The sequence below is a fragment of the Bacillus sp. MSP13 genome (assembly GCF_000815295.1).
Classification (GTDB): Bacteria; Bacillota; Bacilli; order Bacillales; family Bacillaceae; genus Bacillus; species Bacillus vallismortis.
The window spans coordinates 30,140-43,052 of sequence record NZ_JXAQ01000014.1; the positions used below are offsets into that span (position 1 = coordinate 30,140).

Annotated in this window: 11 protein-coding genes and 1 pseudogene; 4 read left to right on the top strand and 8 right to left on the bottom strand. The window is 44.0% G+C overall.

The window, feature by feature from the left end; genetic code table 11:
- The first annotated feature begins 10 nt into the window (after positions 1-10).
- On the top strand, positions 11-967 hold the full coding sequence (locus SC79_RS16935) for an SPFH domain-containing protein (protein ID WP_039076064.1): 957 nt from the start codon (positions 11-13) through the stop codon (positions 965-967).
- A gap of 37 nt (positions 968-1,004) precedes the next feature.
- Here SC79_RS16935 and SC79_RS16940 read toward each other — a convergent pair whose 3' ends face one another.
- Entirely contained in the window at positions 1,005-2,018 is a 1,014-nt protein-coding gene (locus tag SC79_RS16940; RefSeq protein ID WP_039076065.1) for a potassium channel family protein, read from the bottom strand.
- Positions 2,019-2,622: 604 nt separating this feature from the next.
- Here SC79_RS16940 and SC79_RS16945 point away from each other — a divergent pair.
- The gene (locus SC79_RS16945; protein WP_039076066.1) at positions 2,623-4,041 is read left to right on the top strand and encodes a sugar porter family MFS transporter; all 1,419 of its coding nucleotides are present in this window, start codon (positions 2,623-2,625) and stop codon (positions 4,039-4,041) included.
- Between the two features lie 46 nt (positions 4,042-4,087).
- Here the strand turns inward: SC79_RS16945 and bdhA are convergent, their stop codons facing one another.
- Complete coding sequence (gene bdhA / locus SC79_RS16950) at positions 4,088-5,128, bottom strand: (R,R)-butanediol dehydrogenase (protein WP_010329049.1); 1,041 nt, start codon at positions 5,126-5,128, stop codon at positions 4,088-4,090.
- Positions 5,129-5,566: 438 nt separating this feature from the next.
- Between bdhA and walM the strand changes: the two genes are divergently transcribed.
- Both walM and SC79_RS16960 read left to right on the top strand, forming a co-directional pair.
- The gene (gene walM / locus SC79_RS16955) at positions 5,567-5,938 is read left to right on the top strand and encodes a cell wall metabolism protein WalM (protein ID WP_041952549.1); all 372 of its coding nucleotides are present in this window, start codon (positions 5,567-5,569) and stop codon (positions 5,936-5,938) included.
- Positions 5,939-6,001: 63 nt separating this feature from the next.
- Positions 6,002-7,045: a PD40 domain-containing protein gene (locus SC79_RS16960; RefSeq protein ID WP_039076067.1), complete on the top strand. Its 1,044-nt coding sequence runs from the start codon at positions 6,002-6,004 to the stop codon at positions 7,043-7,045.
- Positions 7,046-7,076: 31 nt separating this feature from the next.
- On the opposite strand, the gene SC79_RS16965 is transcribed toward SC79_RS16960, so the two are convergent.
- The 6 genes and pseudogenes from SC79_RS16965 to gabP all read right to left on the bottom strand — a co-directional run bounded on the left by SC79_RS16965 (position 7,077) and on the right by gabP (position 12,730).
- Positions 7,077-7,235: a hypothetical protein gene (locus SC79_RS16965; protein WP_039076068.1), complete on the bottom strand. Its 159-nt coding sequence runs from the start codon at positions 7,233-7,235 to the stop codon at positions 7,077-7,079.
- Between the two features lie 191 nt (positions 7,236-7,426).
- Positions 7,427-7,636 (bottom strand): cold-shock protein, encoded by a 210-nt coding sequence (locus SC79_RS16970; RefSeq protein ID WP_010329053.1) that lies wholly within the window; start codon positions 7,634-7,636, stop codon positions 7,427-7,429.
- 82 nt (positions 7,637-7,718) lie between these two features.
- A complete protein-coding gene (locus SC79_RS16975) occupies positions 7,719-8,534 on the bottom strand; it encodes an alpha/beta fold hydrolase (RefSeq protein ID WP_039076069.1) in 816 nt (271 codons plus the stop codon).
- Positions 8,535-8,552: 18 nt separating this feature from the next.
- A pseudogene (locus tag SC79_RS16980) lies at positions 8,553-9,543 on the bottom strand (DUF4003 family protein); the annotation flags it as partial.
- 94 nt (positions 9,544-9,637) lie between these two features.
- Positions 9,638-11,176 carry an outer spore coat copper-dependent laccase CotA gene (cotA, locus tag SC79_RS16985; RefSeq protein ID WP_039076071.1) on the bottom strand — a complete coding sequence of 513 codons (1,539 nt, stop codon included), beginning with the start codon at positions 11,174-11,176 and terminating at the stop codon, positions 9,638-9,640.
- Positions 11,177-11,323: 147 nt separating this feature from the next.
- Positions 11,324-12,730 carry a GABA permease gene (gene gabP / locus SC79_RS16990; protein ID WP_039076072.1) on the bottom strand — a complete coding sequence of 469 codons (1,407 nt, stop codon included), beginning with the start codon at positions 12,728-12,730 and terminating at the stop codon, positions 11,324-11,326.
- Between the last annotated feature and the right edge of the window lie 183 nt (positions 12,731-12,913).

The following is a 12,913-nucleotide window of genomic DNA, read 5'->3' on the forward strand; positions in this document are numbered from 1 at the left end:
GAGAGGCGTAATGTCGTTTTTCAGAAATCAATTAGCGAATGTAGTAGAGTGGGAAGAATTTAGAGATGATATGATTTTTTATAAATGGAACAATCGTGAAATCAAAAAAGGGAGCCGTTTAATCATTCGTCCTGGACAGGATGCCGTCTTTTTGAGCAATGGCAGGGTTGAAGGGATTTTTCAAGATGATGGCGATTATGATATTGAATCAGAAATTATTCCATTCCTCTCAACATTAAAGGGCTTTACATTTGGGTTTAACAGCGGCATGCGCGCCGAGGTGCTGTTTGTCAATACGAAGGAATTTACCGTGAGATGGGGAACAAAGCAGGCGATACATATTCCGGCAGCGGGAATGCCTGGCGGGATGCCGATCCGCGCAAACGGCACTTTTCATGTGAAGGTGCAGGACTATATCAGGCTGATTGATAAAATCGCTGGCGTGAAGGATCAATATTTTGTTGAGGATATTAAAATTCGGATCACTTCTATTCTGGATCAGCTTCTCATGAAGTGGATCACTAGAGAAGGGAAGGATATGTTTAATCTCCAAGCCAACGCTTTTGACATTGCAAAGGGAATTCAAGAAGACTTAGATATGCAATTAATTGGCGACGGAATGACGATCACCGGTTTTCAAATCATGAGCTTTAATTATCCTCAAGAGGTTCAGGATATGATTACGAAGAACGCTTCATACGGTATGGTTGGAGATGTAAATAGATACCAGCAAATATCCATGACGGATGGAATGGCATCCGGAAAGATGAGCGGTGGCGGAACGGCTTCCGATATGGCTGGAATGATGATGGGAATGAATATGGCCAATCAAATGATGAATCAAATGAATCAGAACCAGCAGGCACAGCCATCAGGCAACGGAAATAAACCGAATTTCTGTCCGAACTGCGGAACAAAAACCGGCGAAGCCAATTTTTGTCCGAATTGCGGCCAGAAGCTTGTATAAGAATCAAGTCCGGAGTGATCTAACACTCCGGACTTTTTTACGTATGATCCATTGACTGCCCCTGAACAGGCCATTTTCGGGCCCCGGCTTGGACAATGCCCAGCAGCAATTGACGCCGTTCCTGTAAAGATTGGATAGCCGTTTGGAATGTTTGCTTTGATAAAGTGGGTATGCCTTTTTGTTGAAGCTTTGTGATGTCTGGTTCCGGCGGCGCTTGTTCCGCTGAATGGATATAGGCGGTATGAACGGTATCCAAGTAGTTTTTAATGCTTGAGCGGGTTTCTTTGATGTGAAGCTGGTTTGGCTGATATTGTTCAGGAATGCCGTATTTCAAAATGGTTAATGCCTCATCCAATACAGTGACAGCTATAATGGATGATTCCTGGCGCTGCGTGCTATGGTAAAAATGAAGGATAGGGAAGGCGTCATGCTGAGCGGTCAGCTTTCCCAGATCTGATGAGATCGTGACAAGAAGAAAATCAATGTCGTGAAAATCTTTGCCGTTCCATGCATTCTGGACAATTTCAGTTCCGTCACGCCCCACGCTTAATACACTTTGGGCAAATGAGCGCTTCTGATTAACGGCACTTAATACGGAAATCAAATAGGTAACAGAAAATGTGATGGTCAGCAGGCCATGAGCGGTTTCTATGACCGTGATGAGCTTCCATAGGTCTCCGTTCGGTGCGAGGTCGCCATTCCCTAATGTAAACATGACATAACCGGTAAAATAAATTCGGTCTGACCAGGACGCCGGTTCTTTCGATTGAGTGTCCATGAGTGATTGGGGGTCACTTGAGAAAATCAAAAACCATCCGCCCCAAAATAAAATGATCCATATCACTAACGTCAGGCATAACAGCAGAGGGCCTGCCGTGCTGAGAACCTTTGCGTTGTCTCCGCTGATTTTGCGAAAGCCTTTCCACAGCCATGCTGACAAACATCTGGTGATCGGGCCTGCGCCGCTCTCTAACCATAATGTAGTCCATAAAAAATCAATCATCCCCGCTGTTAACAACAAAAGGCCTGCAATGACATAAACCTCATTCAATTTTGTTGCCTCCTCTTAACCAGCCATCTTTTCTTTTCTATTTCCTTTTACCTTCAGTCTGAAACGATTGTTCTCATGTTTGATAAGAAAGTCAATGAAGATTAGAAAAACAGGAGAAGTTAACCAACAGTTACTCATCCTGTCGTTGAGAGCGTATAAACAGAAACTCACAGGAACTTTTACGAGATTGCCTCATTTTCACATAGAAAAAAGTTCATTTTCCCCTTGAATTGATGATTTTTCAGTGTATAGGTTAAAAATTTTCAGAAATTTATATTGACTGAAAGCGTTTTTATAATTATGATAATATCAGATATAACAAAAATGTCACTATGATATCACTACAATAGAACTATAAAGTGACTATAAAGTAACAAGATGTCAAGTGTTTGTACAAAGAAATGCTCACTGTTTCTTAAATGGAAAATGAAATCGCTTCCAGGGAAACGGAAAGGCTAAGCAGGAGGGAAGGTAATGGGGCCATTGGATAAACATAACGAATTTTTTCTGAAGCCTGCTCACCAAATGTAAGAAAAGCAGCAGCCCTAGAATGAGTTTTTGAAATACGCATTGATCGATTCTGAAAAAGACTGGGGGAAACAGTATGAATAAACAAGGCAATCAAATGTCATTTTTACGTACGGTTATTATAGTCTCGACTTTCGGCGGTCTCCTCTTCGGTTATGATACGGGTGTGCTCAACGGAGCTTTGCCTTATATGGGAGAGCCGGACCAGCTAAACCTCAATGCCTTCACAGAGGGGCTCGTCACCAGTTCACTTCTTTTTGGAGCCGCACTGGGTGCTGTGTTTGGCGGCAGGATGTCTGATTTTAACGGGCGCCGCAAAAATATTTTGTTCCTCGCTGTTATATTTTTCATTTCAACGCTCGGTTGTACGTTTGCGCCAAATGTAACGATTATGATTATTTCCCGTTTTGTGCTTGGTATTGCGGTCGGGGGCGCATCAGTTACGGTTCCCGCCTATTTAGCGGAGATGTCTCCTATGGAAAGCAGGGGGCGGATGGTGACGCAGAATGAATTGATGATCGTATCCGGACAGCTTTTGGCTTTTGTTTTTAATGCGATCCTCGGGACAACAATGGGAGACAGCTCCAATGTGTGGAGATTTATGCTCGTCATTGCGTCGCTCCCAGCGGTATTCTTGTTTTTCGGAATGCTTAGAATGCCTGAGAGCCCCCGTTGGCTTGTTTCGAAAGGAAGAAAAGAAGATGCTTTGCGGGTATTGAAAAAAATCAGGGATGACAAGCAGGCCGTGTCTGAGCTGGAAGAAATTGAATCCGCTTTCAAAAAAGAAGATAAGCTTGAAAAAGCGACGTTTAAAGACCTTGCAGTCCCATGGGTGCGCCGGATTGTGTTCATTGGAATCGGGATTGCGGTTGTGCAGCAAATTACAGGTGTAAACTCAATTATGTATTATGGGACTGAAATTTTAAGAGATTCCGGTTTTCAAACGGAAGCCGCATTAATCGGAAATATCGCAAATGGCGTGATTTCGGTATTGGCAACGTTCGTTGGAATCTGGCTTCTTGGTAAAGTAGGCCGCCGGCCGATGCTGATGACAGGTTTGATCGGTACGACAACGGCGTTATTGCTGATCGGGATATTCTCACTCGTGCTCGAAGGATCACCGGCTCTTCCATATGTGGTTCTGTCGTTAACAGTGACATTCCTTGCATTCCAGCAGGGGGCGATTTCCCCAGTGACGTGGCTCATGCTTTCTGAGATTTTCCCGCTCCGTCTTCGCGGTTTGGGAATGGGCGTCACGGTGTTCTGTCTGTGGATGGTGAATTTTGCAGTCAGTTTCACTTTCCCGATATTGCTGGCCGCCATCGGGCTGTCCACAACGTTCTTTATCTTCGTTGTACTAGGAATTTGTTCTGTCCTGTTTGTGAAGACATTTTTACCGGAAACGAAAGGGCTTTCGCTTGAGCAGCTCGAGGGCCATTTCCGCGCTTATGACCGCGGCGAGGCGAAGAATGATTCCAGCTCTGTGATTGGATGAAATAAAAAAAGAATCCGCATACTGGCGCGGATTCTTTTTTGTTCCATTAGTTAGGTCTGACAAGAATTTTGACTTGGTTTTTCTCTTTAATAAGAGCGCCGAAGCCTTCCTCGATTAAATCGTCTAATACGATTTTTTTTGTGACGAGTTTGTCAGCGGAGAAATAGCCTTCTTTCATTAATGACAATACAGCTGGGAAGATGTCGCGGTATCCGATAATTCCTTTGACTGTGCGTTCTTTGATGACGATATCGTTCGGGTGGATTTCCGCGCCTTTTTCCCAAATGCTGACGATGATTGTTTCCCCGGCAATTGTAGTGGATTGGATCGCTTGACGCAGCACCACTGGCACGCCAGTGACTTCAAATGCGACGTCAACACCGCCTCCAGTACGCTCTGCAATTTCAGCGACTACATCATCTGTTTTGGACGGATCAACGATGATGGCTCCAAGCTCTTCAGCTTTTTGCTGGCGTTCAGGTGAAAGCTCGACAGCGTAAATGTCAGTCGCACCGGCAGCCTTCAGCGCTTCAATCACAAGAAGTCCGATCGGGCCGCAGCCGAATACAGCCGCTTTGTCACCGGCTTTGATTTTGCTTGAACGGACAGCGTATAAAGCGACCGCAGAAGGCTCAACAAGAGCGCCTTGTTCATATGATAATTCCTCAGGGAGTTTGAACAGAAGTTCTTCATCGACGGATACATACTCAGAGAAACCGCCGCCTCCGCCTGCTAAGCCGAGGAATCCCATTTGTTCATCAAGATTGTAGGCGCCTTGGTGGCCGTGCGTTGCAAAAATCGGTTCGACTACGACGCGGTCTCCTGCTTTATAGTTTTCAACGCCTTCTCCAACTTCAACAACTTCACCGGAGAATTCATGGCCCATAGTGACAGGTGCTGTTTCATTCGTTAATGGATGCGGTTTGTCAACCGGAATAAAGATCGGGCCGCCCAGATACTCGTGTAAATCACTGCCGCAGATGCCGCACCATTTGACTTTGATCTTTACTTTTCCGGGCTCTGTTTTTGGCTCGTCAATATGTTCAATACGGATATCCTTTTGGTTATGCCATCTTGCTGCCTTCATGGATTACCACTCCTATATCTTTTGATATGAGTAATTCCGCACTGATCAATATGAACTGTTCACAAAATCGCCATTTTTAAAACCAAAAACGAAATGAAAATTTTATATAATATAATCTGCGTTTTTTTGAAAAAAGAAACTTTGAAGAAAAAAGAGTCTCGCACACTCTTTTTTCTTTATATGAGAGTATGAATCGTTTACATAACTATGAATTTGGTTTGAACAATACGGTAATGATTCGTTCATATTGAATGCGATAACTACTCTATCAACAATTATAACGCTTATATTGCAATTATAATAGGATAATCTTCCATGGTTTATTTTAACAGAGTCAACTATTCTAGAGTTTGTAATATTACTGTAAGGATATTGAAATAAAAATCCCCTGGTTGATCGTGTATAATTTTTCTAGATGTTAACAAACAGGGGGACGAAATGTTGAAGAAAATCATTTTAGCCGCTTTTATTTTAGCAGGAAGTACTTTGGGAGTTTTCAGTTTTTCATCAGATGCCAGTGCGAAACATGTGAACGGAAATATTACTTGGTATAATGGAGTCGGGAAAAAAGGCTCTTCAGGCAAAAAGCTTGGACACTGGGATTGTGCGACCAAGATCGGATTTGATGTTCCTAAAAACGGGACAAAAATCAGAGCTTATGCAAAAGCGAAGCCTAAAAAGGTCATTACGGTGTACAAAAATGATGTTGGCAGAATGCCTAACGCAGTTCTGGATGTAAGCCCTAAAGCGTTTAAAGCGCTTGGATACCCATTAAGCAAAGGAAAAGTAGCGGGACATTACAGCTATTAATCTACATATAATCTGTAAAGCAAGAAGTCGCATTCTTGCTTTTTCTATTGGTGGAGATAAAAGATGAAAAAAAGAATCCTATTATTAACTGTCGTGATAGCAGCCGCTGCAGCGGGTTTTGCGTTTTATGCTGCCAAGGATAAAGGCCATGAGAGCGCTGCTGATGTTTCAGTACATACGGAAAGCGGTGATCAGCTGCTTGTTTCGATTACAAATACCGATCTAAAGACGAAGTATTATGAAAATGACAAGGTGATCCATGAGGACAAGCTGACCGGCTATCCGGCATTTGCTTTGGATCAAAAGCAGCAGGTGCTCTATTTTACAGGCAATAATAATCAAAATGAAATGAGGCTTTTTAAGCTGGATCTAAAGTCTAATCAAAAGACAATCCTTTATAAAGGTGCGGAGAGTGCGGACAGTTTGTTTTTGTCAAAGGACCGTTCAACCATCTATTTCCGTTTAGGAAAAGCGGATGAAAGCAATTTCCGGATCGCATCCTTTGATCTGAAAACGAAGAAATACACAAACCTTTATCCTGCCGCGAATGATCAGGATGACAGCGTCAGCGGCTTCTTTTATAACAAGAAATCAGATTCATTTGCCTTGCTGCATTATTCTGCAGAAGAAGATTACAAGAAAACAGATGAAGCGAACGAAAAGGGGATCGATCCTGAGCCGACAACGATTCATTTTGCGGCCGGCCATCAAAACAATTTCGCTGAGCTGAAGAGCCTTGACCAGTTTATCAGCGATATTGCTGTTTCTGGTGATGATAAACAGATTTTGTTTACATCCTATACACAAAAAGGAACGGAGCAAACCGCTGCTGTTCAGATGCTGAATGCGGATACGAAAAAATATGAAACCATCATTACAAATCAAAAATCATTCAAGCTGTTAATTGACGCCCAGCCGCAGTTCTCTGCGGATGGCAAGAGCATTTATTTTCTCGCCGAAGCCAAGGGGGCCAAAAAGCTGAAGGATGAAACAGGACGTGAAGCGAAGGTGAGGACGATTTATTCCTATAACCTTGAAAATAAGACGTTCAAAAAGGTGTGGGAAAATTCGAACGGCATTATCAACAGCTTTTCTGTGATTAATTGAAAAAACCACTCGGCATGGGCTGAGCGGTTTTTTAATGGACGAGATGCAAGGCTAATGATCCGAGCCATTTAAAGAGTTGGATCAGAGGTATTGACAAAAACAGAAGCTCAACATAAGCGTTCATTGCAAGGTTCAGCTTTTTGAATCTAGCCCTTTTTTCCAGGTCTTTTTGCTGTTGGTTTGCAATCATGTTATCACCCCTTCGATATCCATATTATACCATAAAATAGACAGAAGAAGCCCTCAACGTTTACAGTTTTGGGCTTCTTTCTTTGTTTTAGGCCTCTTTTGAAATGAGGCTTTTAGTCTCTGGATAATAGAATTGCGTCTCCGTTCGGGGAGTGTTTGCTTGCGGGAGACTGCATTTGTTATAGGGAAGAGCTAGCTTGTTTTCGTTTGACTGTTGTTTTGGAGATTCACTAATGAACGGATGCCGTCAATCATTTTGCTTCCGCACAAAGGGCACAATGGCGTGTCACTGCTTGCGAAGTTTTTTCTGGTCCAGCCGTTGCAGTCTTCTTTTGTGCATTCCCAAGTACTTACATCTTCTTTAGGCAGCGGTTCTTGATTTCGTTTGTTATAGTAAGACATAAAGTCACTTCTTCCCTCATGTATTTTACTGCACAATTCCTATTGTCTCATACTTTTCCCTAATCTCCTAATTCCTTTTTCTTTATGACTTTCCAATCTGCTCGTCTAAAAAGGAGAGGAGTGTACTGTTAAAAGCGTCGGGCTCTTCTAAAAACGGGCAATGGCTGCTTTTAGAAAAGGTGACGAGCGTCGAGTTTGGAAGATTGCTGCGCAAGTGTTCTCCAGCTGCTGTCGAGAAAAATTTGCGGTCTTCTCCGAAGCATAACAATGTCGGCACATTAATGTTTTGAAGGGCGCCGCGGTAATCTGCAGCCGTTTGGTTAAATAAAATTGTGCTTGAAATGGCGGCCGGCTGTTTAAGGATTTCTGCCAGCATCCATTCTGTTTCTGTCTGAGCAGGCGGTTCTGCGAACATATTAAGGATGAAACGCTCGTAGAATGGCAGCGGGTCAGTCTGAATAGCGTGCATCGCCGTTTTTAAACCGTCAAAATCAAACGGGCCGTGCTCCCATCCCTCCCATTGATAGTCGGAAGCGGATTGATCGATAATCACAGCGGCTTGTATGTTATCATTCCCAAATTGATTGAGATAATCCCATACGACAAAAGCGCCCATTGACCAGCCGGCGAGAACGGCATGATCGAGCTCTATTGCTTTTAGAAATTCCTTTATGTCGCGGGCATATTGGGAAATGGTGTGGCCGTGAAGCGCTTTGTCGGATTCGCCATGTCCTCTAAGGTCGAGGCGAATACACTGATAATTGGCAGAGAGTGATGAAAATTGTTTGTAGAAAAACTGTCCGCTCATCAGCACCCCGTGTATAAACAGGATCGGTGTACCGGTCCCGTGCGTTTCATAGTATAAGCGCGTCTGATCTTCTAATGTGATGTATGGCATGTGTCCCCTCCTGATTTCGTTTCCGTCATGAGAATGACTGGCTGCTTGCTGTTGTGCTGATGACAGCTGCTGTCACGGCTGCCTGCTGAGCCTGAATGACTGTTTCGATAGCGGTGTACAGGCCTGATTCCATCAGCAGATTTGTCTCCATATGCTCACTGAGATATAAACTGACAGCCATTTTGACATTCATATCTTTTTGCCATTTAAATGCTTTTTTTTGGTTTAATTCATGAGCGATAGCCAAAACGGTTTTCGTATCTGGTTCTTCTAGGAATGTCAGAAGCGCAAGGTCCGGGTAATGATAATCCTTAGGCTTTTTGAAAGAATCAGTAATGGATTGATATGTATGTTTGAAATGAGAAACAAGTGTTTCGGGGTCTTTTTCACTTTGTAAGGCCAGAATATGGCTGACCTGATGTAAGTACTGCCCTTTTTTAAACCCGTTGGCCGCCAGCAGCTGATAGCATGTTTCCGCCTTGTTTAGCGCCTGCAAACCGTTTCTGTTTTCACCAAGCAATACGGCGAGGGGAATATTCTGGGTTGATGTGAGAAAGTAATGGTTTTTCTTCATCTGTTGATAAACAGAAAGCCCCATGTTCATCTGTTCTCTTTGGTTTGTTGTGTCAGAATTGCCGGTAAGCAGGATCAAAGCGGCAAAGTATGTGAATATATCCCGCTTATATCCAAGCGTCACCATTTCATCGTATACGTCAATGAAAGTGAGAAATGTTTGTTTTGCCTCATGCTGAAAATGAATGTCCAGTATGGAAGCAACCGTAAAGCGGTGATGTGAATTGAGAGTTGAGAAACTGCCGATGTTTGATTTGATATAGCTGCTCAAATCATAAAAACGCTGAAAATCAAACTCTCTTCTATTTACAATATATGCAGAAGAAATGAGCATTAATATCTGATCGTGTGCAACTTTCCATTTTAATTTTGATTTTAATTCGTCATAAAGGGAAATGTACTGCTGTGTTTTGTCATTGAGATTGTAAGTCCGCATAAAAGGCTCCTTTTTTCCATTTTTATGTTATACGAACTATCGATCTGAAAGTTTCATATACAAAAAACTTGCCGTCATAGGCAAGTTTGTTTGGTTACTTATGGGGATCTGTTATATCCATCGGTCTCATCATGTCATAGTCTTCATGCTCAAGAATATGGCAGTGCCATACGTATCGTCCGCTATATGGCCCAAATGTCGCCGCGATTCTCAAGACTTCACCGGCGTGGGCTTGAATGGTGTCTTTCCAGCCCTTTTCACTTGGCGGCGGCGGAACAGCTGGGCCGGTGTAGAACAATTCCCCTCTTTCTTGATAACGCGCGATATCAAACGGACGCCGGTCTAATACACGGAAGGAGACCAGATGCAGGTGGATCGGGTGTGTTCCGCGTGTCGGGTTGATAATGGACCATATTTCAGTTGTGCCTGCTTTTGGCGTTTCTGTGACAGGGTCGTGCCAGCGTTTGTTATTGAGGAGAAGGACGGGTCTGCCGTATTCGTCCTGTGTGCCTGCCAGTTTCAGTGTTCTGATGTTGTGTATTCTTTCATTCTGAACGGAAGGGGATGAGGCAAGGTATTTTGGTTTTCTGCTTTCGTCTTTTTGTGCCAATGGTTTTGTGACTCTGAATTGCATGATGTTCGCATCTGTTTCGGGATTGGCGTCACCGCCGCCCTCGGTGTTTGCCAATATGATCGACTGACCTTCATAGGCTGTGAAGTCAATGATGATATCATAGCGTTCAGCTGGCGCTAGACTGAATGAGTTCAGTTTTACAGAGCGCGGCAGGAGCCCTCCGTCTGAACCAATCTGAATAAACTCCCCGTCATTATCGAGTGACAGGTTATAGCTTCTTGTGTTGGAGGCGTTGATGACGCGAAAGCGGTATTTTCTCGGTTCGACCTCCAAGTATGGCCATGCCTTCCCGTTGACGAGTATGGTTTCTCCGCAAAACGCCGGAACGATTGAAGGGTTAGGCAGTGACGGGGAAGGGTTTTCCGGCCCGCTTGGATAAAACAAAGAACCGTCCTCATTGATCGTGCGGTCTGTGATCAGAAGCGGCACGTCGTATTCGCCGGAAGGGAGCTTTAATCGTTTTTCCTTTGGATCGTGAATGAGATAAGCGCCGATGAGTCCGGCATAGACATTCAGCCTGGTGAGCGCCATGGCGTGATCGTGATACCACAAAATAGCACCGCGCTGCTGATTTGGATAATGATAAATCTCTCGTTTAAAATAAGGGCCTGTTTGTTCAAAGTCTTTGGTAAACCAGGCCTCGGGATACCCGTCGCTATCCTCTGGCGTGACGCCTCCGTGTAAATGAACGACGGTCTTGACCTCGGGTTCTGCATGCTGGCTGTCACTGTGATGAATGGTGTGGTCGACCGGAAGGAAATGTGTTGAAGGAAGGTGGTTCATCCATTTTACATAAACGTTTTCATTTCGATTGACCTCAATGGTAGGTCCGGGAAACTGGCCGTTGTAACCCCACAAGCGGGTCGGAGGGAGATCGCGATGAAGCTTATGAGCGCATTCCTCCATGGTCACTTCGTAGTATGTCTTTTCTTTTGTTTGCTGCACTGGCTTTAGTGTTTCTGGGATTGGGAGAGCATCCACAAATTTTTCAAGTGTCATTTTCATCGTCCTTATCTAATTTTTCAAATGGATACTATAGTTAATGTCGATAAGGACGTGATGGTTACAAAAAAACTGTGTGCCGCCGTCTCCCAGAGAAAGATAATCATAAAAATCCTAAAGGAAGTGCGTATAAGAGTGATTAAATTAAGGCAGGATGTCGGGCTGCTGCTGTGTGATGGATTTGGATGCCGCTTTTTCGCCCACCTTGCGTTTTCTGAATACAAGGTAAGAAATGAGAACAACCCCTGTGATGACGCCTGTCAGCAGCAGCTCGTCTCTCATGGAATCAATAAATGCCATAGATCCTAAAATTCCGCAGATGGCGATAATGGTCACGTAGGTTAAGTACGGGAAGAGCCACATTTTTATCTTCAGCGCTTCGGGGTTCGTTTTTTCAAGTGTTTTACGCATTCTTAAGTGGGAAACAGCGATGACGAGATAGACAAGCAGTGCAATGGCGCCTGATGAATTGACTAAAAATAAAAAGACGGTATCGGGAGAAAAGTAATTCATCACAACCGCGATATATGAGAAAAATGTACCGGCAACAATCGCCTGTACAGGGGCTCCTTTTTTGCTTAATGTCATAAAGCGCCGCGGTGCTTCGTTTCTTTCCGCAAGTGAATACAGCATTCTGGATGTGGTGTACAAACCTGAATTCAGGCAAGAGAGTACAGCGGTGAGGACAATGAAATTCATAAGCTGCGCGGCTGCGGGAACACCGATATGCCCTAGCACAGCGACGAACGGGCTTTCTAAAATATTGGCTGAATTCCAAGGCAAAAGCGCAACGACAACGGCGATAGAGCCGACGTAAAAGACGATGATGCGCCACACAACGGAACGTGTCGCTTTTGTCACGGATTCTAATGGATTGGATGTTTCTCCTGCAGCGATCGCAACGATTTCCGTTCCCATAAAGGAAAAAATAACGACAACAATGCCAAGCAATACGGAGCTGATGCCTTGCGGGAAAAATCCGCCTTGGCCCGTCAAGTTGGAGAAGCCCACTGGACTGCTGCCTGGTGCGAATCCAAAAATGAAAGCGAACCCAACAATTAAGAACAAAATGATCGTAACGACCTTAATAAGGGAGAACCAATATTCGAATTCCCCGAATGATTTAACGGAGTAAATATTCGTCAGCGTAAGCAATACGGTCAAAACTAAGCTTGTGAGCCACAGTGGAATATCGTGGAACCAGTATTGAAGGATGCCGGCTCCGGCAATTGCTTCGATCGCGATGACGACGACCCAGAAAAACCAATACAGCCAGCCGATTGTAAATCCTGCCCATGGCCCGATGGCGTCATGAGCGTATTGGGAAAACGATCCGCTCGTCGGGTTTACGGAAGACATTTCACCGAGCATTCTCATGATGAAAATAACCAGTAAGCCGGCTAGCGCGTAAGAAACAATGGCACCGGGGCCGGTCGAGTGAATGACTGAACCGCTGCCTACAAATAGGCCTGCGCCGATCACGCCCGCGATCGAAATCATGGTCATATGGCGTGTTTTTAAGTCTTTTTTTAATCCTGATTGCTGGTTCATAGATTACCTCCTTAAAGAATGTGATAAATACTGAATATTATGATAATTAAAACTCTATCATAAATATACGGCTTGCCGATCATCTGTGTGAGAAAATATGACAGTTTGTCTCAAATTTGTGGGTTTTTTTATGAAGTTTTCAGCAGGTAAGCTTGGATAAAAAGAAAATTGATCTATTATCAC

Excerpts from the sequence above, each read along its gene's own strand:
- SC79_RS16935 (WP_039076064.1), top strand. The coding sequence starts at position 11 with ATGTCGTTTTTCAGAAATCAATTAGCGAATGTAGTAGAGTGGGAAGAA.
- SC79_RS16945 (WP_039076066.1), top strand. The coding sequence starts at position 2,623 with ATGAATAAACAAGGCAATCAAATGTCATTTTTACGTACGGTTATTATA.
- bdhA (WP_010329049.1), bottom strand. The coding sequence starts at position 5,128 with ATGAAGGCAGCAAGATGGCATAACCAAAAGGATATCCGTATTGAACAT.
- walM (WP_041952549.1), top strand. The coding sequence starts at position 5,567 with ATGTTGAAGAAAATCATTTTAGCCGCTTTTATTTTAGCAGGAAGTACT.
- SC79_RS16960 (WP_039076067.1), top strand. The coding sequence starts at position 6,002 with ATGAAAAAAAGAATCCTATTATTAACTGTCGTGATAGCAGCCGCTGCA.
- SC79_RS16965 (WP_039076068.1), bottom strand. The coding sequence starts at position 7,235 with ATGATTGCAAACCAACAGCAAAAAGACCTGGAAAAAAGGGCTAGATTC.
- SC79_RS16970 (WP_010329053.1), bottom strand. The coding sequence starts at position 7,636 with ATGTCTTACTATAACAAACGAAATCAAGAACCGCTGCCTAAAGAAGAT.
- SC79_RS16975 (WP_039076069.1), bottom strand. The coding sequence starts at position 8,534 with ATGCCATACATCACATTAGAAGATCAGACGCGCTTATACTATGAAACG.
- cotA (WP_039076071.1), bottom strand. The coding sequence starts at position 11,176 with ATGACACTTGAAAAATTTGTGGATGCTCTCCCAATCCCAGAAACACTA.
- gabP (WP_039076072.1), bottom strand. The coding sequence starts at position 12,730 with ATGAACCAGCAATCAGGATTAAAAAAAGACTTAAAAACACGCCATATG.